Annotated in this window: 23 protein-coding genes; 8 read left to right on the forward strand and 15 right to left on the reverse strand. The window is 71.9% G+C overall.

The window, feature by feature from the left end:
• Positions 1-60 precede the first annotated feature (60 nt).
• Entirely contained in the window at positions 61-1,230 is a 1,170-nt protein-coding gene (locus tag ACO0M4_RS15585) for a macrolide family glycosyltransferase (RefSeq protein ID WP_430370775.1), read from the forward strand.
• Positions 1,231-1,276: 46 nt separating this feature from the next.
• Here the strand turns inward: ACO0M4_RS15585 and ACO0M4_RS15590 are convergent, their stop codons facing one another.
• The 4 genes from ACO0M4_RS15590 to ACO0M4_RS15605 form a co-directional block, all read right to left on the reverse strand.
• On the reverse strand, positions 1,277-2,161 hold the full coding sequence (locus tag ACO0M4_RS15590) for an RNA polymerase sigma factor SigF (protein WP_430370776.1): 885 nt from the start codon (positions 2,159-2,161) through the stop codon (positions 1,277-1,279).
• A 196-nt stretch (positions 2,162-2,357) separates the two neighbouring features.
• On the reverse strand, positions 2,358-2,729 hold the full coding sequence (locus ACO0M4_RS15595) for an ATP-binding protein (protein WP_430370777.1): 372 nt from the start codon (positions 2,727-2,729) through the stop codon (positions 2,358-2,360).
• 127 nt (positions 2,730-2,856) lie between these two features.
• On the reverse strand, positions 2,857-3,210 hold the full coding sequence (locus tag ACO0M4_RS15600) for an STAS domain-containing protein (protein WP_430370779.1): 354 nt from the start codon (positions 3,208-3,210) through the stop codon (positions 2,857-2,859).
• Between the two features lie 91 nt (positions 3,211-3,301).
• Positions 3,302-4,945 carry a SpoIIE family protein phosphatase gene (locus ACO0M4_RS15605; protein WP_430371396.1) on the reverse strand — a complete coding sequence of 548 codons (1,644 nt, stop codon included), beginning with the start codon at positions 4,943-4,945 and terminating at the stop codon, positions 3,302-3,304.
• A 283-nt stretch (positions 4,946-5,228) separates the two neighbouring features.
• On the opposite strand from ACO0M4_RS15605, the gene ACO0M4_RS15610 reads away from it, so the two are divergent.
• Entirely contained in the window at positions 5,229-5,579 is a 351-nt protein-coding gene (locus ACO0M4_RS15610) for an STAS domain-containing protein (protein WP_430370780.1), read from the forward strand.
• 93 nt (positions 5,580-5,672) lie between these two features.
• On the opposite strand, the gene ACO0M4_RS15615 is transcribed toward ACO0M4_RS15610, so the two are convergent.
• Positions 5,673-6,728 (reverse strand): helix-turn-helix transcriptional regulator, encoded by a 1,056-nt coding sequence (locus tag ACO0M4_RS15615; protein ID WP_430370782.1) that lies wholly within the window; start codon positions 6,726-6,728, stop codon positions 5,673-5,675.
• Positions 6,729-6,848: 120 nt separating this feature from the next.
• On the opposite strand from ACO0M4_RS15615, the gene ACO0M4_RS15620 reads away from it, so the two are divergent.
• Both ACO0M4_RS15620 and ACO0M4_RS15625 read left to right on the forward strand, forming a co-directional pair.
• The gene (locus ACO0M4_RS15620; RefSeq protein ID WP_430370784.1) at positions 6,849-7,247 is read left to right on the forward strand and encodes a VOC family protein; all 399 of its coding nucleotides are present in this window, start codon (positions 6,849-6,851) and stop codon (positions 7,245-7,247) included.
• A 160-nt stretch (positions 7,248-7,407) separates the two neighbouring features.
• A complete protein-coding gene (locus ACO0M4_RS15625) occupies positions 7,408-8,487 on the forward strand; it encodes a protein kinase family protein (RefSeq protein WP_430370785.1) in 1,080 nt (359 codons plus the stop codon).
• A gap of 87 nt (positions 8,488-8,574) precedes the next feature.
• On the opposite strand, the gene dmpG is transcribed toward ACO0M4_RS15625, so the two are convergent.
• From dmpG to ACO0M4_RS15665, 8 genes are all read right to left on the reverse strand, one after another.
• Positions 8,575-9,588: a 4-hydroxy-2-oxovalerate aldolase gene (gene dmpG, locus ACO0M4_RS15630; protein ID WP_430370787.1), complete on the reverse strand. Its 1,014-nt coding sequence runs from the start codon at positions 9,586-9,588 to the stop codon at positions 8,575-8,577.
• Positions 9,585-10,511 carry an acetaldehyde dehydrogenase (acetylating) gene (locus ACO0M4_RS15635; protein ID WP_430370788.1) on the reverse strand — a complete coding sequence of 309 codons (927 nt, stop codon included), beginning with the start codon at positions 10,509-10,511 and terminating at the stop codon, positions 9,585-9,587. Before ACO0M4_RS15635 ends, dmpG begins: the two co-directional genes overlap by 4 nt.
• Positions 10,508-11,578, reverse strand: coding sequence for an amidohydrolase family protein (locus ACO0M4_RS15640; RefSeq protein ID WP_430370789.1), 1,071 nt, complete (start codon positions 11,576-11,578; stop codon positions 10,508-10,510). Before ACO0M4_RS15640 ends, ACO0M4_RS15635 begins: the two co-directional genes overlap by 4 nt.
• A gap of 106 nt (positions 11,579-11,684) precedes the next feature.
• A complete protein-coding gene (locus tag ACO0M4_RS15645; RefSeq protein WP_430370790.1) occupies positions 11,685-12,263 on the reverse strand; it encodes a 3-hydroxyanthranilate 3,4-dioxygenase in 579 nt (192 codons plus the stop codon).
• 13 nt (positions 12,264-12,276) lie between these two features.
• Positions 12,277-12,747, reverse strand: coding sequence for a RidA family protein (locus ACO0M4_RS15650; RefSeq protein WP_430370791.1), 471 nt, complete (start codon positions 12,745-12,747; stop codon positions 12,277-12,279).
• Positions 12,744-13,499, reverse strand: coding sequence for a 2-keto-4-pentenoate hydratase (locus ACO0M4_RS15655; protein ID WP_430370793.1), 756 nt, complete (start codon positions 13,497-13,499; stop codon positions 12,744-12,746). The genes ACO0M4_RS15650 and ACO0M4_RS15655 overlap by 4 nt, the downstream gene beginning before the upstream one ends.
• On the reverse strand, positions 13,496-14,356 hold the full coding sequence (locus ACO0M4_RS15660; RefSeq protein WP_430370794.1) for a 2-keto-4-pentenoate hydratase: 861 nt from the start codon (positions 14,354-14,356) through the stop codon (positions 13,496-13,498). Before ACO0M4_RS15660 ends, ACO0M4_RS15655 begins: the two co-directional genes overlap by 4 nt.
• A complete protein-coding gene (locus ACO0M4_RS15665; protein WP_430370795.1) occupies positions 14,353-15,810 on the reverse strand; it encodes a 2-hydroxymuconic semialdehyde dehydrogenase in 1,458 nt (485 codons plus the stop codon). Before ACO0M4_RS15665 ends, ACO0M4_RS15660 begins: the two co-directional genes overlap by 4 nt.
• Before the next feature lie 163 nt (positions 15,811-15,973).
• Between ACO0M4_RS15665 and ACO0M4_RS15670 the strand changes: the two genes are divergently transcribed.
• Together ACO0M4_RS15670 and ACO0M4_RS15675 are read left to right on the forward strand one after the other, a co-directional pair.
• Positions 15,974-16,912, forward strand: coding sequence for a LysR substrate-binding domain-containing protein (locus ACO0M4_RS15670; RefSeq protein ID WP_430370796.1), 939 nt, complete (start codon positions 15,974-15,976; stop codon positions 16,910-16,912).
• 127 nt (positions 16,913-17,039) lie between these two features.
• Entirely contained in the window at positions 17,040-18,530 is a 1,491-nt protein-coding gene (locus tag ACO0M4_RS15675) for a carboxylesterase/lipase family protein (protein ID WP_430370798.1), read from the forward strand.
• A gap of 36 nt (positions 18,531-18,566) precedes the next feature.
• Here the strand turns inward: ACO0M4_RS15675 and ACO0M4_RS15680 are convergent, their stop codons facing one another.
• Complete coding sequence (locus tag ACO0M4_RS15680; RefSeq protein WP_430370799.1) at positions 18,567-19,028, reverse strand: hypothetical protein; 462 nt, start codon at positions 19,026-19,028, stop codon at positions 18,567-18,569.
• 168 nt (positions 19,029-19,196) lie between these two features.
• On the opposite strand from ACO0M4_RS15680, the gene ACO0M4_RS15685 reads away from it, so the two are divergent.
• Positions 19,197-20,357, forward strand: a complete 1,161-nt coding sequence (locus tag ACO0M4_RS15685) for a sensor histidine kinase (RefSeq protein WP_430370800.1) — start codon at positions 19,197-19,199, stop codon at positions 20,355-20,357.
• Complete coding sequence (locus ACO0M4_RS15690) at positions 20,350-21,006, forward strand: response regulator transcription factor (RefSeq protein ID WP_430370801.1); 657 nt, start codon at positions 20,350-20,352, stop codon at positions 21,004-21,006. The genes ACO0M4_RS15685 and ACO0M4_RS15690 overlap by 8 nt, the downstream gene beginning before the upstream one ends.
• 52 nt (positions 21,007-21,058) lie before the next feature.
• Here ACO0M4_RS15690 and ACO0M4_RS15695 read toward each other — a convergent pair whose 3' ends face one another.
• Positions 21,059-22,498: a cytochrome P450 family protein gene (locus ACO0M4_RS15695; protein WP_430370803.1), complete on the reverse strand. Its 1,440-nt coding sequence runs from the start codon at positions 22,496-22,498 to the stop codon at positions 21,059-21,061.
• Between the last annotated feature and the right edge of the window lie 33 nt (positions 22,499-22,531).

Below are 22,531 nucleotides of genomic sequence, written 5' to 3' on the forward strand. Positions count from 1 at the left end.
CGCCGTTGGGTGAGGGGGGCGGACCCGGGGCGAAAATCCGGTATCGGTAGGATTTTCGGCATGGCGAAACACCTGTTATTCGTGGCCCTTCTCGGTCACGGTCACATCAATCCCACGCTGCCGCTGGTCGAGGAACTCGTGCGGCGCGGCCATCGCGTGGACTACGCCACCAGCGCGGAACACGCCGATGCGGTCACCAGGTCCGGCGCCCGCTGGGTGGAGTTGCCGCCGCTCCCACCGATCGAACCCCCCACCGAGTTCGGGCCGGAGACCTTCGGCCGCTTCATGCGCCACTTGTTCACCGGAATGCGGGCGGCCTATCCGCTGCTGCGGGAACACTGCACCGCCGAGTCCGTGGACGCGATCTGCTACGACGCGATGAACTGGTGCGCCCGGGTCCTCGCCGAGGACCTGGGCCTGCCGGCCGTCCGCCTCATCCCCAACTTCGCATCGAACGAGACATATTCACTGTTCTCCCAGTTCATGCGGGAGACCGACGGGGTGAATCCGGTCACCGCCGCGATCGGCCCCGACTGTGAGGAATTCGCCGCGGAGCACGGCCTCACGCTCGACCCGACGAACCTGTTGGACGTGATCGAAAAGCTCAACCTGGTATTCATACCCAGGGAGTTCCAACCGGCCGGCGACTCCTTCGACGACCGGTTCCACTTCATCGGTCCCTCGCTGGGTAGCCGGGAGGACGAACCGTGGTCGCCGCCGGACCCCGAGGCCCCGGTGCTGTTCATATCGCTGGGCACGGTCTTCAACGACCGCCCAGAGTTCTACCGCACCTGCATTGAAGCCTTCGCCGACGAGCCGTACCACGTGGCGATGTCAGTGGGCGGGTTGGACCCGGCCGCATTGGGGCCGATTCCGGCGTCGTTCGACGTCCGGGCGCGGTTCCCGCAGCCGGCCGTGCTCCAGCGGGCCACCGCCTTCGTCTCGCACACCGGCATGAACTCCACCATGGAAGCCCTGTATTACGGCGTCGGCCTGATCGCCGTCCCGCAGATGCCCGAACAGGCCGCCAACGCCGGTCGGGTGCGGGAACTCGGGCTCGGTGAACAGCTCGACGCGCGCACGGTGACCGCGGAGACGCTGCGCTCCACGGTGGCCAGGGTCGCATCCGACGCCACGGTCCGCACCAACCTCGACCGGATGTGGAAGGTCGTACGGGAGAGCGGCGGTGCCGCACGCGGTGCCGAGGTGATCGAGGAGTACCTGCGCTGAGCAGCGAGCCGGTCCGCCCCACGGTCGTGAGGGCGGGCCGGCCCGCTCACGGGCCCGGCGACGGGTCGGGCTCGGGGTCGGTGAGCATGCCCGTGCGCAGCCGGCTCAACGTCCGGTTCAGCAGGCGGGAGACGTGCATCTGCGACACGCCGAGTTCGACCCCGATCTGTGACTGGGTCATCTCCTGGCCGAAACGGAGCTCGATGATGCGGCGTTCGCGGGCGTCGAGCTGCCGCAGCAGCGGCGCGAGGGTGTGGAGGTCCTCGACGGTCTCCAAGGCGGGGTCGTCCGCACCGAGGACCTCGGTCAACGCGCGTCGCTGGTCGAGCGGATCGGGGTCGACCGGGGTGTCCAGGGAGTCGGCGGAATAGCCGTTGGCCGCGACGAGACCTTCGATCACGTCCTCCTCCGACAGCCTGAGGTGCGCCGCGAGTTCCGCAACGGTGGGGTCGCGGTCCAAAACCGTGTGCAACTGCTCCTTGGCCCGGGCGAGTTCGGTGCGCAGCTCCTGCAACCTGCGCGGCACGTGCACCGCCCAACCGGTGTCCCGGAAGAACCGCTTGATCTCACCGAGGATGTAGGGGACGGCGAAGGTGGAGAACTCCACCTCGCGGGAGAGGTCGAAGCGGTCGATGGCCTTGATCAGCCCGATGGTGCCGACCTGGACGATGTCCTCCATGTCGTTGCCACGGTGGCGGTACCGGCGGGCGACGTAGCGCACCATCGACATGTTCATCTCGATCAGCGTGTTCCGCGCGTACTGGTACGCGCGGGTGCCCTCTTCGAGCTCGCGCAGCCGGACGAAGAACTGCTTGGACAGTTCGCGGGCGTCCCGGGGTGCCACCGCGCTCGGACGCCTCACCTCCGGGAGACCGCCGTCGCGTTCCGTGGTGTGCGCCGTGGTCGCGGTGCCGTTCACGACGATGGTCATCACGCCTCCCTCCGTGCCCGGCCCCGCGGGCACCTGTGCCGGCGCATACCCGGCCCGGGCTGAGACATGCACACCGGAGGCGATTCCCGCCGCCGCGGGGGACCTGGCGCTCCGGACACCGACGGTCACCGGCCAGGGGCGGCCAGGAGAGGGAAGCCGGGGCCATCACCCGGGCCAGGCACCCCCACGACACTCCTCACCCGAGGCGCAGTGCGACGTGGATGCCCTTGCCGAGCGCCGTCGGCGTGATGGCGACGGACGTGGCGAGCCGGCGGACCAGCGACCAGCCGTAGCCGCCGATCCGGCCGTCCCGGTCGTCGGACGGGACGAACGGGTGGACCGCACTGGCGTCCTCGACGGTCAGCTCCAGCCGACCCCCACTGATGCGGGCGGCGAAGCCGGTGACCCCGCCGGCGTGGCGCAGGGCGTTGGTGACCAGTTCCGAGGTGATCAACAAGGCGTCGGCCACCACCAGGTCGTCGATCTGCCGGTGACAGGCGTGCAGCAGGGCGAGCACGCGGTCGCGCGCTTCGCCTGAGGTAGCGGGCAGTTCCGCTGTGAGAGCCACCGTTCACCTCCCTGATGGTGCAGGATCCGGCCTCGGGTGTGCGCCTACCCGCCGTGCTGAGAATCGTGCATCAGGGGGTCACTCTGCCACACCGCCGGGTCGCGCCCGGGGCGTTACCGGCTTCATTTCAGTGCAGGGGAGCCGGGGGAGCGGTGAGATGCTCCAGCGTGCCGGTTACGGTCAGCAGCCGGTCGAGGGCCGGCGGACGCTCCTCCAAGTGCAACCGCACACCCAGCGCGCTGGTGCGGCGGTGGACCATCAACAGGGCGGACAGGCCCATGGAGTCGCACAACACCAGCCCACCACAGTCCACGTGCAGGGCCCGCAGGCCCGCGTGGGCGGTGAGCTGTTCGGCCACGGCGTCCTGGAACTCGGGGGCGCTGCCGACGTCGAGTTCGCCGCGCACCGTGATCCGGAGCGCGTCGGGGCCGATGGCGGCCGAGGAGAGGCGGAGTATCCGGGCGGGCGGTGCGTCGGTCATGCGGGCTTTCCGGGGTCGTGCCGTTCGAGGTCGGGCGCTCCAGGAATGTCGTCTCCGGCCATCGCCGGGGACGGGACCGTCGAGGACGTCGTCATACACCGTGCCCATCCGCCGAGGGAACGTCGGCCGCGGGGGAGGGAGCGCCCCGGGGCGCGGTGATGGTGACCACGGCCATGTCATCGTGCTTGTTCGGACCGACCCACTCGGCAGCGAGCATCTGGACGTGCTCGGCCACCGCCTCGGCGGGCATTCCCGCGCAGTGCGCGAGCGCCCGCCGCAGCCGTGCGTCGCCGAAGAGTTCGTCGCCCAGCGGGCCGCCCCTGGACTCGGTGATGCCGTCGGTGAACAGCACCACGGACTCGCCCGGGGCGAGGGTGAGCGGTGCGGTCACCGCATTGATCTCCGGCAGGACGCCGACGAGGTTGCCGAGGGTCTCGACCTCCGCCACGCTGCCGTCCGCACGGACCACCAACGGAGCGGGGTGCCCAGCGCAGGTCACCCGCAGTTCCACCCGGTCCGCGCGGCGGCGTGCCGAGGCGACGACGAGGGTCGCGAACCGGGTGTGATGGGAGCTGAGCAGTGCGCCGTTGAGCAGCCGCAGTATCCGGACGTGGTCCCCGGCCAGCGGCAGCAGCGCGTGCAGGGTGTTGCGGATCTTGCCGGTGAGCACCGCGGCGTCCAGCCCCTTGCCGCACACGTCCCCCAGCACCACCAGGGATTCATCCCCGGACGCCGCGGCCGGATGGATGTCGTAGAAGTCGCCGCCGACCCGCTCGCCGTCCTTGGCCGCACGGTAGCGGGCCGCGAACTCGATCCCGTCGACCTGGCCGACGCGCGGCGGCAGTAGGTCGCGCATCAACGTCTCGGTGATGTGGGCCTGTTCCGCGTAGAGCCGGGCCGCGGACATCGCCGCCCCGGCCCGAGCCGCGAAGAGCCGCGCGAAGACCTCCTCGCTCTCGCTGAACGCGACGTGCTGGGCGCGCCTGAGCAGGACCAGCGCGCCGGCCGGGACACCATGGCCGGGCAGCGGGGTGACCACCATCGCCCCCACCGGCCCGAAGCCTTGGGGCACCAGCCACTCCGGTGCCGCCGCCGGATCGATGCACCGGGAGGGCACCGGCGGAAAGCCCCGCAGAGCCTCCGCGAGTCCGGGCACCATCTCCGGTTCGACACCGGCCAGTTGGCGGGAGCACGTCCCGGTGGCGTCGGCGGACACCATCGGCAGCATCCGCCCGCGCGGGGGCGCGATGACGACGGCGGCATCCGCGAGGTGGGCGGCCGCCAGCCGGCCGGCCACCTCCATACAGCGGTCCAGGTTCAGCGAGGACAGCAGCTCGCTGGAGGCCCTGGCCAGGAACGCGGCCCGATGGCGCTCCTGGAGCAGTTGCCGTTCGGCCAGCCGGACCTCGGTGTCGTCGGTCAGCCACCACACGACCTCGCCGTCGGGCAGGCGGGTCGCGTGCGCCTCGAAGCTGCGCCCGGCGACCTCGCCCCGGGGCGGCGGGGCGTGCGGCGCGGGTGTGGCGGTGAGCCGGTCGTGGGCCAGGAGGAGCCAGTCGGGCAGTACCTCGCGCAGCGGGCTGCCCTCGACGGCGCCGGGCACCAGCCGGCCGAACGCCTCGTTGGCCCTACGCACCGTTCCCACGGGGTCGGCCACGAGGGCCGGGTGGGGCGCCGCGTACAGCGCTGCGTCACTCCAGGTACTGTCGGCGGAGCGGTTGGCGGAGTTCACCAGATGTCGGGCTCCGGGCCTTCGGGAGCCGCTCACCTTCCGTGGTCGTGCGTGCGAGGGGGCTGCCGCCCACCCTTCCACTGCCCGGCTCCCGCGCGCAATGCGCCCCCGGCCAAATCTTCCGCACGACATGCCGCCCGACCGCCCATCGCCCGGGCAACGCCCAAGCCTGGCCGGGAAGTTGCGTCAACCGCACGCTCATTCCGGCCGCAACCGCACGCCTATTCCGGCCGTACCCGTGATCTCCGGGAGTCCGACGACCACCACCCGTGACATCCTGTCACTCATGCACGCACCCACACCGGCCGTGGTCACCCACGCAGTTGAGGATCAGGTGTTCGTCATCCGCGTCACCGGCTCCCTCGACCACGAGAGTGCCGCTCTCCTGGAAGAGGCGTGTGCGTTGGCGGAGTCGCACGAGGCCCGACGGACCGTGGTCGACCTCTCGCTCACCGACTTCGCGGACTCCACCGTCCTCCACGTCCTGCTCGGCGCGCAGCGTGCCCACCACCGCCGGCAGCACAAGCTTCTGGTGGCGGGCCCGTTCCAGCCGGTGGTCCGACGGCTCTTCGAGGTCACCGGGACCGCCGACTACTTCACCCTCGTCGACCACGTGCCGAGCGCCGCACCGGAGTGACCCGGCCGGGCCGCCTCTGCGCGAGACCCATGGAGCCGGCGCCGGGGAGACCTGGCCGCTACGACGACGCTGCCGTGCCAAGCCAGGGCCACCTCAGAGATCGCCGTACTCAGCAAGCCGGCGGGCCAACGCGCGTACGAGGACTCGCAGTTCGGCGGGGTGTTCAATGACGAACGGGCGGTCCAGAGCGGCCAGTACGGGGGGAATCCAGTCGAGCCGCTCGGCTCGAATCCGGACCCGGACCCATCCGGTGTGCGCGTCGTCCGTGGTGGGGTCGGCGGAGCCGTCGGACGGGGCCCCGCCGCCGTCCGACGGGTCGGTGTCGCCGAGTGCGGCGGTGGCCGGGATCGTGGACAGCGTCGCGATGTCGGCCGGGAGACGGCTGCGGAGCTGTTCGATGCTGCCGCGGATGCGCAGCGACACGTCGTGGGTCCAGGGCGTCTGCGCGAGGCCCTCCAGCACTCTTGTCACCGGGTCGAACTCTGCCGGGACGACGAACGAACCGGACTGCACGGTCAGGGCGGTGATCCGGTCCAGCCGGAAGGTCCGTATGTTCCCGTCGGCGGCGGCCGGGTCCGCGCCGGTGAGGTACCAGCGTCCGGAATGCGCCACGAGGCCGTAGGGCAGGACGGTGCGGTCGCTACTGCGGCCCGTTCGGTCGGTGTAAGTGAGCGCCACCGGCCGCTGATGGAGCGTGGCCTCCGCAAGTCCGAGCAGTACCTCCGTTTCCGGAGCGGCGGCGGGGCGGGGCCGGGCGGTGAAATCGGCCGTATCCAGCAGCGCCTCCAGCCGCCGTCCCAGGGCCTTGGGCAGGACGCGCCGCAGTTTGGCCGCGGCGCTCTCGCTCGCTGCGGCGGATGTGGTCACCAGCCCGGCCCGCTGCGCGGCCAGGAGACCGAGCACCACGGCCAGGGCCTCCTCGTCGGTGAGCATCAGCGGCGGCATCCGATAGCCGGGGGCGAGCCGGTAACCGCCGTAGCGGCCGCGCACCGAGTCGACGGGCACGCCGAGATCCAGCAGGTGGCCGACGTAGCGACGGACGGTGCGTTCGTCGACGCCGAGGCGAGCGGCCAGGTCGGGGACGGTGCGGATGCCGCCGCCCTGAAGGATCTCCAGCAGGGCGAGCACCCGAGTGGTCGATGTGGTCACTCGGGCAAGTCTGCCTCCCATACCGGGCGGATTCTGCCCGGTATCGGCCCTAGCGTGCGAGGCGTCCCGTCAGCCGGCGGCCCTTCCCCGGCGTCACCTCTCACAGGAAGCAAGCCCTTCATGAACTTTGTCTCGATTCGCGTGATCACCCACGACGTCGCTCGCCTCGTCGCGTTCTACGAGCAGGTCACCGCCGTCACCGCGACGTGGTCGACCCCCGACTTCGCCGAACTCGTGACCGCCTCGTGCACGTTGGCGATCGCGAGCGACCGCACGGTGCCGCTGTTCGGCGTCGGCTCCGCGCAGCCCGCCGCCAACCGCACGGTGATCACCGAGTTCCGCGTCGCCGACGTCGACGCCGCATACCAGCGATTGACGCCGCTTGGCTGCGAGTTCGTCCAGCAGCCGACGACGATGCCGTGGGGCAACCGCTCCCTGCTGTTCCGGGACCCCGACGGGAATCTGATCAACTTCTTCACGCCCGTCACCGACGACGCCCTACAGCGGCACAGCCGCTAGCGGCCCGTCATGGCGGCAGTGCCCGCCTGCCATTGGGCAGCCGCCATGTGGGGAGGGCGGCACCGGCTCGTACCCCTCCGGTGGCTTCGGTGAGGCGGATAGGCTCGACCACGTCCGCGCGATCACCGAAGGTCAGGTTCCGGACAGCGAGGAGTCGTCGATGCACCACCCGGACCCGAGCCACGCCGCGCGGCTCGCCACGTATGGAACCGTGGCCACGCGCCTGGCGCTGCTGAGCGACCGTCGGCTCGGCGAGATCGTGACTGGCGCAGTCCCGCTCGGGTCCGGTATCGGCGGCCGGGCGGCGGAGTTGGACGTCGACGGCACGCGGGTGTTCGTCAAGCGGGTCCCCCTGACGGACCTCGAGTTGCGGCCGGAGAACCTGCGGTCGACGGCGAACCTCTTCGGACTGCCGATGTTCTACCAGTACGGGGCGGGCTCAGCCGGGTTCGGGGCCTGGCGCGAGTTGGCCGTGCACCTCATGACCACCAACTGGGTCCTGGGGAACGCGTACGCGGGCTTCCCGCTGATGTACCACTGGCGCGTCCTGCCCGACTCCCCTCCCGAAGGGTTCGCCGACGAGCTCGGGGGCATCGACGGGGCGGTCGTGCACTGGGCGGGCTCCTCGGCCGTGCGCGAGCGCCTGGAGGCCATCGGCCGGTCGTCGTCCAGCTTGGTGCTCTTCCTGGAACACGTCCCGCAGACACTCGGCGACTGGTTGCACGACCACCGGACCGCCGCGTCGGAAGGCGGGGAGGGCGCGCCGTACCTGTGGGTGGAGGACGCGCTGATGCGCGGTGCTGCCTTCATGAGCGCGCATGGACTCGTTCACTTCGACGCCCATTTCGCCAATGTCCTGACCGATGGCCGGCTGCTGTATTTCGCGGACTTCGGACTCGCCCTGAGCTCCGACTTCGAACTGGACGCGGTCGAGGCGGAGTTCCTCTCCGACCATCTCGCCTACGACCGCTGCCACTCCGTGAGCCATCTGCTCCGCCACCACCTGCCCGAGGGGCTGTTCGGCGGCATGGAGCAGGACGCCTTCCTGCGTGCGTGGATCGCCGGCCACCGGCCCGATCGCGTTCCGCGTGAGATCGCCGCGATCATCGACCGGCATGCCCGAACTGCCGTGGTGCTGGACGAATTTCACCGTCGCCTGCTCAACGAGAGCAAGCGGACGCCCTTTCCGGCCGCCGAGATCGCGCGGGCCTGGGGCACTGTGGCCGCGGCGCCGCACTGAGGTCCGTACGGGTTCCGGACAGGGTTCTCAGGTCGGTGCGGTGTCTGGTACACGTGCCCGATGAGTGTGCGGGGGAGGGGGTTCGCGTCAGTAGGAGTGTTCCGCCAGGTCCAGGGCGATGTCCACGATCAGGTCCTCCTGGCCGCCCACCAGGCCCCGATGGCCGGCCTCGACGAGGATTTCGCGGGCGTCCAGGCCGTAGCGCTCGGCGGCGTCCTCGGCGTGTCGGAGGAAACTGGAGTAGACGCCGGCGTAACCGAGGGAGAGGGTTTCCCGGTCGACCCGGACCGGCCGGTCCTGGAGCGGGCGGACCAGGTCGTCGGCGGCGTCCATCAGGCGGAACATGTCGCAGCCGTGCCGCCAGCCCATGAGGTCGGCGACGGCGACGAACGCCTCCAGGGGGCAGTTGCCCGCGCCCGCCCCCATGCCCGCGAGGGAGGCGTCCACCCGGCGGACGCCGTGCTCCACCGCCACCACGGAGTTGGCGACGCCCAGCGCGAGGTTGTGGTGGGCGTGGATGCCGATCTCGGTGTCGGCGTCCAGGACGTCGCGGTAGGCGCGGATCCGGTCGCGCACCCCGTCCATGGTGAGGCGGCCGCCGGAGTCGGTGACGTAGACGCAGTGGGCGCCGTAGGACTCCATCAGCTTGGCCTGCGCGGCGAGGGTCGCAGGATCGGCCAGGTGGGCCATCATCAGGAACCCCGCGACGTCCATGCCCAGTTCGCGGGCGGTGCCGATGTGCTGGGCGGCGACGTCGGCTTCCGTGCAGTGGGTGGCGACGCGGACGGAGCGCACGCCCAGGGCGTGCGCGCGCTTGAGTTCGGCGAGGGTGCCGATGCCGGGCAGCAGGAGGGTGGTGAGGGTGGCGCGCTGCACCACGTCGGCGGCGGCCGCGATCCACTCCTCGTCGGTGTGCGCGCCGGGGCCGTAGTTGACGCTGGAGCCGGCCAGGCCGTCGCCGTGGGAGACCTCGATGGCCGCGACGCCCGCGGCGTCCAGGGCCCGGGCGATGGCGCGGACGTGGTCGAGGCCGTACTGGTGCCGGATGGCGTGCATCCCGTCCCGGAGGGTGACGTCCTGCACGTAGAGGTCGTGGGTCATCGGGTGGCCAGCCTTTCCGCGACGCGCAGTGCTGCGGACGTCATGATGTCCAGGTTGCCGGCGTAGGCGGGCAAGTAGTGGGCGGCGCCCTCGACTTCGAGGAAGGTCGAGACCAGCTGTCCGTTGCCGCCGGCGAGTGCGGTGAGTGGGTCGTCCCGGCCGATCGGGCGGATCTGGACCTGTTGTTTGAGCCGGTATCCGGGCACGTAGGCGGCGACTTCGGTGACGATGGCGTCGATGGCCTTGGTGAGGGCCACGCCGTCGGCGTCGTCGTCGACCACGCAGTGGACGGTGTCGCGCATCAGAGGCGGTGGGTCGGCGGGGTTGAGGATGATCACGGCCTTGCCGCGGGCCGCGCCGCCGACCACCTCCAGGGCGCGGGCGGTGGTTTCGGTGAACTCGTCGATGTTGGCGCGGGTGCCAGGGCCGGCGGACCGGGCGGAGATCGAGGCGATGATCTCGGCGTAGCGGACGTGGGCGACCTGGGAGACCGCGGCGACGATCGGTACGGTGGCCTGGCCGCCGCAGGTGACCATGTTGAGGTCGGGTGCCCACAGGTGCTCGTCGAGGTTGACCGACGGGACGACGTACGGGCCGAGGGCGGCCGGGGTGAGATCGATCAGCTGCTTGCCGTAGGGCTCCAGCACTGTGGCGTTGTGCTGGTGGGCGGCGGCGGAGGTGGCATCCAGGATGATGTCGATCGCGTCGAAGTCGGGTAGCGCCAAGAGGCCGTTGACGCCGTCGTGGGTGGTGGGGACGCCCAGACGACGGGCCAGGGCCAGACCGTCGGAGGCCGGGTCGATGCCGGCCAGTGCGGCGACGGTCAGCACCTCGGAGGTCCTGAGCACCTTGATCATCAGGTCGGTACCGATGTTGCCGGACCCGATGATCGCGACCTTGGTGCGGGGCGCGGCGAGGCTCATCGGGCGTCCGCCGCGGGCGCCGACGGGGCGAAGAAGCGGCGGGCGTTGCCGCCGAGCAGCGCCGCGCGGTCCGCGTCGGTGAGGCCGGCGCAGGCGCGGACGGCCGCGCCGGGTTCCTGCTCGCCGAGCGGGAAGGGGAAGTCGGTGCCGAGCATGACCCGTTCGGTACCCATCACGTCCAGCAGCAGGCGCAGCGCCCTGGGGTCGAAGACGGCCGAGTCGACGCAGAAGCGGTCGGTGTAGAAGGAAGGCGGGTGTGGGGAGTCCTCGCGGACGATGTCGCGGTGGTGCCAGGCGTTGTCGGCCCGGCCGAGGAGGTAGGCGAAGCTGCCGCCGCCGTGGCAGAAGCACATCCGCAGCGAGCGCGGGAGCCGTTCGAAGCCGCCGGACAGGATCAGTGAGAGGAGCGAGAGCTGGGTTTCGGCTGCCATGCCCACCAGCCACGGCAGCATGTACCCGCGGGCCATCCGGTCGGCGCCGAGCATGTCCCACGGGTGGACGAGGACCGGCATGTCCTCGTCGGCGCAGTGGGCGAGGAACGCGAGGAGGTCGGCGTCGTCGAGGTAGCGCTGCCCGACGTGGTTGCCGATGTGCACGCCGCGGTGGCCGGCGGCCTTGGCCCTGGTGACCGCAGCGGCGGCCGATGCGGCGTCCTGCAACGGGACTTGGCACAGCGGCAGCAGCCGGTCCGGGGCCTGTCCGCAGAAGTCCAGGATCCGCTGGTTGACCAGCTCGCACCAGTCGACGGCGCGGGCCGGGTCGGCGGCGTAGCCGAACAGCAGGGGAGTGGAGGAGACCGCCTGGACGTCGACGCCGGAGCGGTCCATGGCGGCGAGTCGGCTGCCGGGCTCCCACAGTTCCGCGTGGACCGGGCGGTAGTCGTCGGCGCCGCTCATCATCATGCCGGTGCCGTCGCCCACCTCGCGCAGCCAGGGCTCCCCGGCACCGGCCAGGATGCGGCTCTCGGCGCGGGAGATCCTCGGGAAGAGGTGGGTGTGGACGTCGATGACGGCGGCGCGGTCGGGGCGGTCGGTGGGGGTGCGAGGGTGGTCGTCGGTGACGGTCACGGGACTCCGTTTCGAAGGCCCGTGGGCGGGCCGGCCGGGGGTGCCTGGCCCGCCCACGGGGCATGGTGGGCCCCGTACAGGGGCGGAACGGGGGATGCCCCCGGGTTCAACTGCGGGCGCGGGGGAGTGTCTGCGGGCGCTGGTGCTCGGGCCAGTCCTCGCCGGGGTGGCGGGCCCCGCAGCGCGGGCAGGTGCGTTCGCCGGCGTAGAAGCCGCGGAAGATCGGCGGCAGGTCGTTGACGATCGAGTGGAGTTGGAGTTCGGCGCGGTAGACGAGGTGGAAGCACTCGGTGCAGTACCACTCGAAGGCGTCCTTGCTGCCCCTGGGGCGGGCGAACTCCACCACCAGGCCGATCGAGCCGGGCTCCGGCCGCTGCGGTGAGTGGCGCACGTGCGGCGGCAGCAGGAAGACGTCGCCCTCGTTGATCTGCACATCGACGGGGGGTTTGCCCTCCTCCTCCATCACTCGGAGGACCATGTTGCCCTTGAGCTGGTAGAAGAACTCCTCGGTCGGGTCGTCGTGGAAGTCGGTGCGCTGGTTGGGGCCGCCGACGATGGTGACCATCAGGTCGCTGTCCTGCCAGACCTGCACGTTGCCGACCGGCGGGCGGAGCAGATCGCGGTGTTCCTCGATCCACCGCTCGAAGTTGAACGGCACTCCGCACGACAGCTTGGGCAGGGTCATTCCTTTGCCCTCCTCAGGACTCGTTGGCCGGTGACACACGGGACGCGGTTCCGTCGGGCCGGGGGTCGGCCCGGCGCGGGAGATACGCGGTGCACGCGATCTCGATGAGCAGATGAGGGTGGGGCAGCTGGTGGACCGCGACGGTGGTGCGGGCCGGCCCCGTCTCGTCGAAGTACTCGGCGTAGACCTCGTTGTAGCCGCCGAAGTCGTGCATGTTGACCAGGTAGGTGGTGAGGTTGACCGCGTCGCCGAGGTCCCCGCCGGCCGCCCGCAGCAGCTCGCGGAGGTTCTCGATGACCGCCCGGGTCTGCGCGCGGATGTCGACGCGGGTGACGCCCAGGTCGTCGGCGGTGGCGCCGGCGAAGCTGCCGTCGGGCCGGCGGGAGCTGGTGCCGGAGACGAAGACGTAGTCGCCGGCTCGCCGCAGGTGCGGGAACCGCCCGCGCGGTGCGGCCTTGCCCTCGACCAGGATCGCGTCGCTCATACCGTGGTCACCGCCACGCTGCCCAGGCCCGCCCCGGTGACCCGGACGTGGGCGTTCCGGGGGAGCGGTACGGCGGCGGTGGCGGCGCCGGCCAGCACCACCCAGCCCGGTTCCAACGGGGTGCCGGCCTGTTCGGCGAGACGGGCCGCGGCGCGCAGCGAGCGCATCGGGTCGCCGAGGATCGCGGCCGACGAACCGGTCTGGGTGAGCCGTCCCTCGATCTCCATCACCAGGCCGATGTTGTCGATGCCGCCCAGGTCGCGGGGGTCGTGCCAGGCGCCGACGCCGAAGGCCGCGGCGGACGCGTTGTCGGCGATCACGTCGGGCAGGGTGAACGCGAAGTCGCGGTAGCGGGAGTCGAGCACCTCGTAGCCGACCGCGACGCCCGCGACCGCGGCGTCCGCCTCGGCGGCCGAGCGGATCCGGCGGCCGATCAGGAACGCGATCTCGGGCTCGATCCGCGGCTGGATCAGGCCGCTCAGGTCCAGCCTCGACTCGACCAACATGCTGTCGGTCAACAGTCCCCAGATGACGTCGTCGACGCCCATCTGCACCATCTTGGCCCGGCTGGTGAAGCCCATCTTCACCCCGATCAGCCGCTCGCCGCGGGACGTGCGGCGGGCGAGGACGGCCCGCTGGACCCGGTAGGCGTCCGCGACGCCGAGCGGCCCGGTCTCGGTGAGCGGGGCGATCGCCCGGACGCCCCGTTCGGCGTCGTCGAGCGTGGCGGCCAGCTCCTGGATGTCGGTCATGCCGTGTTGCCTTCCTCGCTTGTGGCCCCGTCGTCGACCGGCTCGTCCTGGGCGAACGCGACCCGGACGTCCCCCAGTCCCTCGATCCGGGCCTCCAGCACGTCGCCGGGCGCGGTGCGGACCATCGGGCCCAACGCCCCGGTCAGCACGGTGTCCCCGGCGCGCAGCGGCCGACCGCACCGCACCAGGGTGTCGGCCAACCAGATCGCGGCGTTCAACGGATGGCCCAGGCACGCCGCGCCGGCCCCGGTGGACACCTGCTCCCCCCGGCGTTCGAGGACCATGCCGCACAACCGCAGGTCCAGGTCGGCCAGCCGGGCCGGGCGGTTGCCGAGCACGTACATCCCGCACGAGGCGTTGTCGGCGATGGTGTCGGTCAGCGCGATGTCCCAGTCACGGATGCGGCTGCCGACCACCTCGATCGCCGGCAGCGCGAACGCGGTGGCGCGCAACAGATCGGCAACGGTGTGCCGTTCGTGGGTCAGGTCCCGCTCCAGGACGAGAGCCACCTCGGCCTCCGCCCGGGGCTGCAACACCGCACCGGCCGGCACCTCGGCCCCGTCCGGCACCGCCATATCGCTGAAGAGCACCCCGAAGTCCGGGCTGTTGACGCCGAGTTGACGTTGCACGCTGCGGGAGGTCAGACCGATCTTGCGGCCCACCGGCCGTCGGCCGGCGGCCAGCCAGGAGCGGGCCAGGATCTCCTGCACGGCGTACGCCTCGTCCACACCGTCGATCAGGTCGCGCACCGGGTCGCAGGGCGTGCGGGTGGCGTGGGCGGCCAGCAGCTGCCGGGCGGCGGCGCTGACGCCGACCTCGCGGGTGGCGGTCGTCGGGGTTGCCGTCACCGCGCTCACCCACCGATCCGGACGCAGATGTTGGTGGGTTCGGAGAAGAAGTCCAGCGAGTGCTCGCCGCCCTCCCGGCCGATCCCGGAAGCTTTCCGTCCGCCGAACGGGGTGCGCAGATCGCGCAGGTTCCAGCAGTTCACCCAGACGATGCCGGCCTCGATGCGCGGCGCCACCCGGTGCGCCCGGGACAGGTCGCTGGTCCACACGGTCGCCGCCAGGCCGTAGGGGCTGTCGTTGGCGAGCCGGACCGCCTCCTCCTCGGTGTCGAACGGGGCGATGTGACAGACCGGCCCGAAGACCTCCTCGCGGACCGCGCGGGCGGTCGGCGGCAGCCCGGTGAGCACGGTCGGCTCCGCGTAGAAGCCGTGGTCCCGCTCGTCGCCGAAGAACGGGGTGCTGCCGCCGGCGACGACGGTGGCGCCCTCCTCGACGGCGAGCCGGAAGTACGACAGCACCTTGTCGCGGTGGCGCGCGGAGATCAGCGGCCCGTAGCCGGAGAGCTTGCGGGCCCGGGCGCCCAGTGCGGTGACGAATGCGTCGAAGACCGGGCGCTCGACGTAGACCCGCTCGGTGCACAGGCAGATCTGCCCGGAGTGGGTGAACGCCGACCGGACCGTGCCGGCCACCGCCGCGTCGAGGTCGGCGTCGGCGAAGACCACCGCGGGGTTCTTGCCGCCGAGTTCGAAGGAGACCGGGGTGACGTGGTCGGCGGCCGCCCGCATGATGGCGGTGCCGGTCGCCGACTCGCCGGTGAACGCGATCGCGTCCACGTCCGGGTGGGCGGTGAGGAACTCGCCGGCGGCGCCCGGCCCGTGGCCGTGGACGACGTTGAACGCACCGTCCGGCAGCCCCACCTCGTCGATCACGTCGGCCAGCAGCGTCGCGGTGGAGGGGGTCTCCTCCGACGGCTTGGCGACCACCGCATTGCCGGCCGCCAGCGCGGGGGCGACCTTCCAGGTGAGCAGCAGCAGCGGGAGGTTCCACGGCGCGATGACCGCGACCACGCCCAGTGGACGCCGGACGGTGTAGTTCAGTGCCTGCCCGGCGCCGCCGCTCCAATCGGGAACGTCGGTGAGGTAGGCCCGCTCCGCCTGTGCGGAGAGCAGATCGGCGTAGGAGCGGAAGTTGCCGATGGCCCGCGGGATGTCGACGGTGGCGGCCAACTCGCGCGGCTTGCCGGTGTCGGCGGACTCGGCCGCCACGAACGCCTCGAAGCGCTGCTCGATGCCGTCGGCGATCATCCGCAGCGCGGCCGCCCGCTCCGGCACCCCGGCCGCGCCCCACGGACCCCGCAGTGCCTGGCGCGCCGCGCGCACCGCCGCGTCGACCGTCTCGCGCGACGCCTCCGGAACCCGTCCGACGACCGCCCCGGTCGCCGGGTCGACCAGCGGGAAACCGCCGCCGGACGCCTCGGGCTCCGGGGGCAGGAACGCCCCGCCGATGTAGTGAGCCGGCTGCATACCGATACCGCTCCTCTCGGTGGATCCCGGGCCGGTTGGTGTTCCGGCCCGTGGAGCCATCATTGGGGGCGCGAGATATGCTCGTCCAATACCAATTCGCGAGGCTGGTATAGCCGTTTGGGTATTCCGGGGGAAGGGCGGGCCCGGTGGGGGTGGGTGCGGGATGGATCTGCTGAACGGACGGTTGAAGCTGCGGCACCTGGTGCTGGTGGTGGCCATCGAGGAGCACGGCAGCGTGCTGCGCGCCGCCGAACACCTGCGACTGGCGCAGCCCGCGGTCACCCGGAGCCTGCGCGAACTCGAAGGGATCCTGGGCGTGGAACTGTTCGTCCGCGGACCTCGCGGGGCGACGCCGACGCTGTTCGGTGCGGCGTTCATCGAGCACGCCCGGTCGGTCCTCGCCGAGCTGCGGCGGGCCGGCGACCGGATCAGCGGCCTGGCCGACGGCGAGGTCGGCACGGTGACCGTCGGCACCCTGGTCGCCGGTTCCAACGTCCTGCTGCCCAGAGCCATCGCGGCACTGAAGGCGGCCCGGCCCGGCATCACCGTGGTCGTCCAGGAAGCCACCTTCGACGCCCAGGTGCCACGGCTGCTGGACGGCGAGGTCGACCTGGTCCTGGGCCGTCTCAACCCCATCGACGACCAGCCGGCGCTCCGTCAGATCACCCTCTACAGCGAGCCGGTGCTCCTGGTCGCCCGGCCCGGCCACCCGGCCCGCTCCCGCCCCGGTCTGACCCTCGCTGACCTGCTGGATCACCCGTGGGTCGTCCCGCTCCGACAGACCGCCTTACGACAGGAGTTGGAGCAGGTGTTCCACGGCGCGGGCCTGCCGCTGCCCACCAACCTGGTCGAGTGCAGCTCGGCGCTCGCCGTCCGCACCCTCGTCCGCGACACCGACATGATCGCGGTGCTACCGGAGTTGGTGGCGCGCACCGACGGGGAGATCGCGCCGCTGCCCGTGGCGTTGGAGCCGGTGCGGCGCACGGTGGGCGTCACCCTGCCCGACCGACGGCCGCTCACCCCCTCCGCCCGCCTGATGCTGGATCACCTACGGGAACAGGCCGCCGAGCTGACCGGGCCACAGGACGACCCGCCGGCGTGACCGAGGCCGCCGCGGACCGCCCCACGACCGGCCGACCGCCCGGCGGTCACTGGTCCGGATCGCCACATCCGGGATAGAACGTCCGGAGCAGGTGAGCGGAACACGCGACCCACGAAAGGTGAGCACGATGACCCAGGACAGCGACCAGGTCGTGGCCACGAACCAGGGCCGGGTCCGGGGGCGGAGCGAGGCGGGGGCGGTGGCCTACCGGGGGATCCCCTACGCCGCGTCCCCCGTCGGCGCGTTGCGGTTCGCTCCGCCGCGGCCCGGCCCGCAGTGGTCGGGGATCCGGGAAGCGGAGCACGCCGGACCCGCCGCGCCCCAGGGCCCGTCCCGGCTGGAAGCGGTCATGGGGCGCCGCACCCCGGACTGGAACGAGGACGGCTGCCTCACCCTGAACGTCTGGCGCCCGAACGGGTCCGGCGAGGACGGAACGGCCCGGCCGGTCCTGCTGTGGTTCCACGGCGGCGGGTTCAGCAGCGGCTCGGGCGGCTGGGACTGGTACGACGGCGCCCGGCTCGCCGCCCACGGCGACCTGGTCGTCGTCACCGCCAACTACCGCCTGGGGCCGCTCGGTTACCTCCACCTCCCGGAGATCGGCGCGGACAACCTCGGCGTGCAGGACCAGGCCGCGGCGCTCCGCTGGGTACGGGACAACATCGCCGCGTTCGGCGGCGACCCGGACGCCGTGACGGTCGGCGGCCAGTCCGCCGGCGCGTTCTCGGCGCTGTCGCTCGCGACCGAGCCGCAGACCGCCGGACTCGTCCGCCGCGTCCTGCTACAGAGCGGCCCCTGGGGCCTGGCACCACAGGACCCGGCCCTGGCCACCGAGCACGCCCAGGCATACCTACGCCTCCTGGAAGTGACCAGCCAGACCGACCCCGGCAAGGCCCTGCGCGCCCTGCCCGTCGAACAACTCCTCACCGCCTACGGCACGTTGGCGGTCCAAGTCGCCCGTGCAGGCGGCGTCGCCCCGGCGATGTACCCGGTGCTCGGCGGCGTCGGCGCCGCCCGTGCCTGGCGCGACGCACTCACCGCGGGCGCCCTGGACGGCAAGGACGTGCTGATCGGCACCACCCGCGACGAGATGACCGCCTTCATGGGACTCGACCCGAACATCCAGTCCCTCAGCCGCGCCGGCGCCCTGGCCCTCCTGGCCCAACAGGCCCCCGCCGAGGGGGAAGCGGAGCAGCTCTACCAGCGGTACGCCAGGCAGCTCCCGCAGGCCACACCCGGCCAGATCGCCATCGCCGCCAAGACCGATGCCGATTTCCGCAACGGCGCACTGGAGATCGCCGACCACCACGCCGCCGCCGGCAACCGCACCTACGTCTACCAGTTCGACTACACCGCCCCCGGCGCCGGCAACGTCCTCGGCGCCTGCCACTGTAGTGAACTGCCCTTCCTCTTCCGCACGTTCGACAACTACCCCGACAGCCCCATGCTGGGTCGCCCGGACGCCGCCGCCCGGGCGCTCGGCGACGCCTTCGCCGGCGCCGTCGCCACCTTCGTCACCACCGGCACCCCGCGGGGCATCCCCGCCTACGAACCCGCCACCCCCGCCCGGATCCGCCACTTCGCCCCGGCAGCGGCGGACGGGGACGACGCCGGGCACTGAGCGCGCCCCACAGTCATCGCCGGCGGGCGTCCTCGGTCAGCGACCGGAGAGGCCCGCCGTGGCGGCCCGCCCCACCAACACCCGCTGCTGCGCCAGCAGCACCACACCGAAGTAGAACAGGACACTGACCGCGCCGAGCCCGGCCGAGACCGCGGCGTTGATCAGGAAGTGCTGGCCCAGACCGGCGACCCACAGCGCCGCGGTGAGCGGCGTACCCTGCCGCACGACCCGGTCCCCGCGCACGGACAACCGCACGGTGAACGCCCGCACCGCCGCCAGCGCCACCCCGACGGCCAGGCTCACGACGACCAGCACACCGTCCCGCCAGGACAGCGGATGAGCCGTGACGTACCAACCGGTCTCCACCGCACCGATGGTGATCAGGACCAGACCGACCGGGGACTTCTCCCGCAGCGGGCGCTCCACGAGCTGACGGGACAGCAACCACAGCAGCACGACGGCAGTGATGGCGAGATTGGTGACGGTGGGATTGTCCATGACCCCCAGAACCTTCTGTACGAGGACGAGCGTGGGCGGCGGTGTGCCGCCACCTCCCACCCTGCGGGCCGGGCCACCCTCCGCGGATCGACCACCGGGTTGGAGAAAAGGGTGGAGATCACGACGGCCCGATACGGCACGCCGGGCCGTCGCCGGCAAGATGGAGCCGTGCGGAACGACCACGACATACCCAGACGGCCGGCCGGCGGGTTCCGGGACGGCCTCGACACGGCCCGGCTCCGCCGGCTGGCCCTGCACGCCCTGGCCATCGCCCTCACCGTGGCCCTGCACACCTCCAGCCCCCACCCGCCGTGGAACACCGCACTGCTCTGCGCGCTGCTCGCACTGTGGACGGTGACCGCGACCGTCCGGCACGTCCTCGCACCACCCTGGCCCGACCTGGGGTGGAGCGTGCTGCTGGTCGGCGGCGCGGTCTGCGCCGGGCTCAGCCCCACGGACCCGTCCGCCCCGGCCTTCGTGGGCGCGGCCGGCCTGTTCCTGCTGATCTCGGCCGTCGAAACGTCCGCACTGTGGATCAGCGGCGCCCTCACGGTCGGCGTCGCCGGCTTCGTCGTCGCCCACGACGCGGCCGGCGGCGGACCCCGGGTGGCCGTCTCGGTGCTGATCTCCGCCGTGACCGCCGGCGGCTTCGGTTTCCTCGGCCGCCTGAACAGCCTCGACCGCCGTGCCGAACGCGGTACGGCCGAACGTCGGGCCGAGCACGCCGTGCAGGAGGAACGCGCCAGGATCGCCCGGGACATCCACGACGTCCTGGCCCACTCGCTCGGCGGCCTGGTGATCCAACTGGACGCGTTGGAGGCGGTCTCCGTGGCCCGTGGCGCGGACCAGGACGTGGTGGCCCGGGTTCGCGGCGCACGCGCCATGGCGGCCGACGGCCTGGTGGCCGCCAAGCACGCCGTGGACGCCCTGCGTCGCCTCCCCACAGGCATCGACGCGGCACTCGGCGAGATCGTCACCGGCGTCCGCGCACTGGGGATGACGGTGGACGTCGACGTACGCGGCGAGTCGGCTCGGGTGCCGGTCCCGGTGGGCGAGGTGATCGCCTCCCTGACCGTCGAGGCCCTCACCAACGCCCGCAAGCACGCACCCGGCACCCCCGCCGACGTCACCGTCACGGCGGGCCGGGACGCCGTGCTGCTACGCGTCACCAACCGACTGGCACCGCCGGCCGAGCGGTCGGAACCAGGCATCTCCGGCGGCCACGGCGTGCCCGGCATGCGGGAGCGTGCGGAGATCGTCGGTGGCAGACTGACCGCCGGCCCAGTGGAGGGGGAGTGGATCGTGGAATGCCGGGTGCCCTATGCGTGACCGACCGGTCCGGGTGATCGTCGCCGACGACCAGGCCGCGGTCCGCGACGGCCTGGTGACCATCCTCGACCACGAACCCGACATCGACGTGGTCGGCTCCGCGGCCGACGGCGCCACCGCCGTCGACCTGGCGCGACGCCTGGCCCCGGCCGTGGTGCTGATGGACCTGCGGATGCCGGGGGTCGACGGCATCGCCGCCACCCGCACCCTCGCCGCATGGGACCCGGCACCGGCGGTGCTGGTCCTGACCACCTACGCCGACGACGCCTCCATCGTCGGCGCGCTCAAGGCGGGCGCCGCCGGCTACCTCACCAAGAGCGCCGGCCGGGCCCAGATCGTCTCCGCGATCACCGCGACCGCCGACGGGCACCGCACCTTCGCCCCGGAGATCGCCTCGGCCATGGTGCGCGGGCTGACGCACCGCACGGCCCTGGAACGGATCGCGGCGGCCTACGCCCTGACGGTCCAGGAGACCCGGGTCCTGGAACTGCTCAGCGAGCGCCGCACCAACCGCGCCATCGCCGAGACCCTCTACGTCTCCGTCGCCACCGTCAAGACCCACGTCAACAACCTCTTCGCCAAGCTCCGGGTCGGCAACCGGACGGAGGCCGCGGCCCTGGTCGAGCGGGTACGCGAGCACGGCCTCTGACCCCCCCCGTCATCCACCGGGCGGACAACCGCCCGCACCGCGCCTGTCAAGCTCACCCCACCGAAGCCGAAGTTGACACCGAAGCCGCCACCGGCATCCGCCGGAGCGCATGCGACCGGAACGACTGCCGCCACTCCAACTCGGCATCCGGAACGGCCAGTTGGAGATCAGGAAACCGATCGAGCAGCGTGCTCAACGCCGTACTGATCTCCATCCGGGCCAGCGCCGCCCCCAGGCAGTAGTGCGGGCCGTACCCGAGGGCGAGCGGGGACGGGTCCGCCCGGTGGATGTCGAAGCGGTCCGGCTCCGGATAGCGGGCCGGGTCGCGGTGCGCGGAGGCGAGCGACAGCAGCACGGTGTCCCCGGGCAGGATCCGCGTACCGGCGATCTCGACGGCTTCGGTGGGGAACCGGCGGACGGCCATCTGGTTGGGGTGGGCGTAGCGCAGCAGTTCCTCGACGGCGTTCGGCATGAGTTCCGGTCGGCGGCGGAGCGCCGCGAGCTGCTCGGGGTGGCGCAGCAGGGCGAGCAGCCCGCCGCTGATGAGGTGCTGGACGTTCTCGGTGCCGGCCATCAGGAGCAGGAAGGCCAACGAGACCAGTTCGTCCTCGCTCAACCGGTCGTCGGCGTCCCGCGCGGCGATCAGCGAGGACAGCAGGTCATCCCCGGGAGTCGCCCGGCGCGCGCCGATCAGGCCCAGCAGATAGCGGTGGATGTGACCGATCGCCTCGGCGGTGTGACCGGGGTACGAAGGCGCGAACATGGCGTCGACCCAACCGGAAAACGCCTTGCCGTCCGTCTCGGGAACGTCCAGGAGGTGACCGATGACGACCAGTGGCAGCGGATTGGCGAACTCCGCGACGAGATCGGCCGCTCCGTGCTCCGCGAGGCGGTCGGCCAGTCGGTCGGCGTAGTGGGCGGCCGCCGCGACGACGCGGCCGCGGAGCCGCTCGACGTGCCGTGCCGTGAACCCCTTGGAGACCAGCCGACGCAGGCGGAGGTGGTCGTCCGGGTCGATGTTGAGGAGGTTGGCATCCAGGGCGGGCGGCAGGGAGAAGCCCTGATAACCGTTGCGGGAGCGCGCCTTGTTCACCGACAGTCGCGGATCGGTGAAGGCCGCCCGGACGTGTTCCTCGCGGGTGACGAGCCAGGCTCGGGATCCGTCGGGAAGGGCGACCTTGAGGACGGGGCCTAAGTTCCGGAGCCGGGCGTAGACCGGATGGGGATCGTGGAAGAACTCCGCGTCGAAGGGTTGGTGGACGTCCGTGGCGTCGTTCGGCGTGGGGCGGCCGGTGTGCTGGGACTGTTGGGATTGTTCGGATGGTTGCGCTGCGGGTGGTGTCACGGTGTCTGTCTCCGGATGAGGGCGCGCGGACCGGTGGCGTACGACCGGGGTGGCCGCGCTGATCGGCAGGTTATGGACGACGGTGATGATCGCAGAAGGCAACCCGCCGGCCGCCACCAGCGTCTCGCTCCGGGGAGCTGGTTGCATCGAGCGAGTTCAGGGTGGCAACGAAGCTGATGT

It is taken from the genome of Streptomyces sp. RGM 3693 (genome assembly GCF_050471125.1).
In the GTDB taxonomy this organism is placed as follows: domain Bacteria; phylum Actinomycetota; class Actinomycetes; order Streptomycetales; family Streptomycetaceae; genus Streptomyces.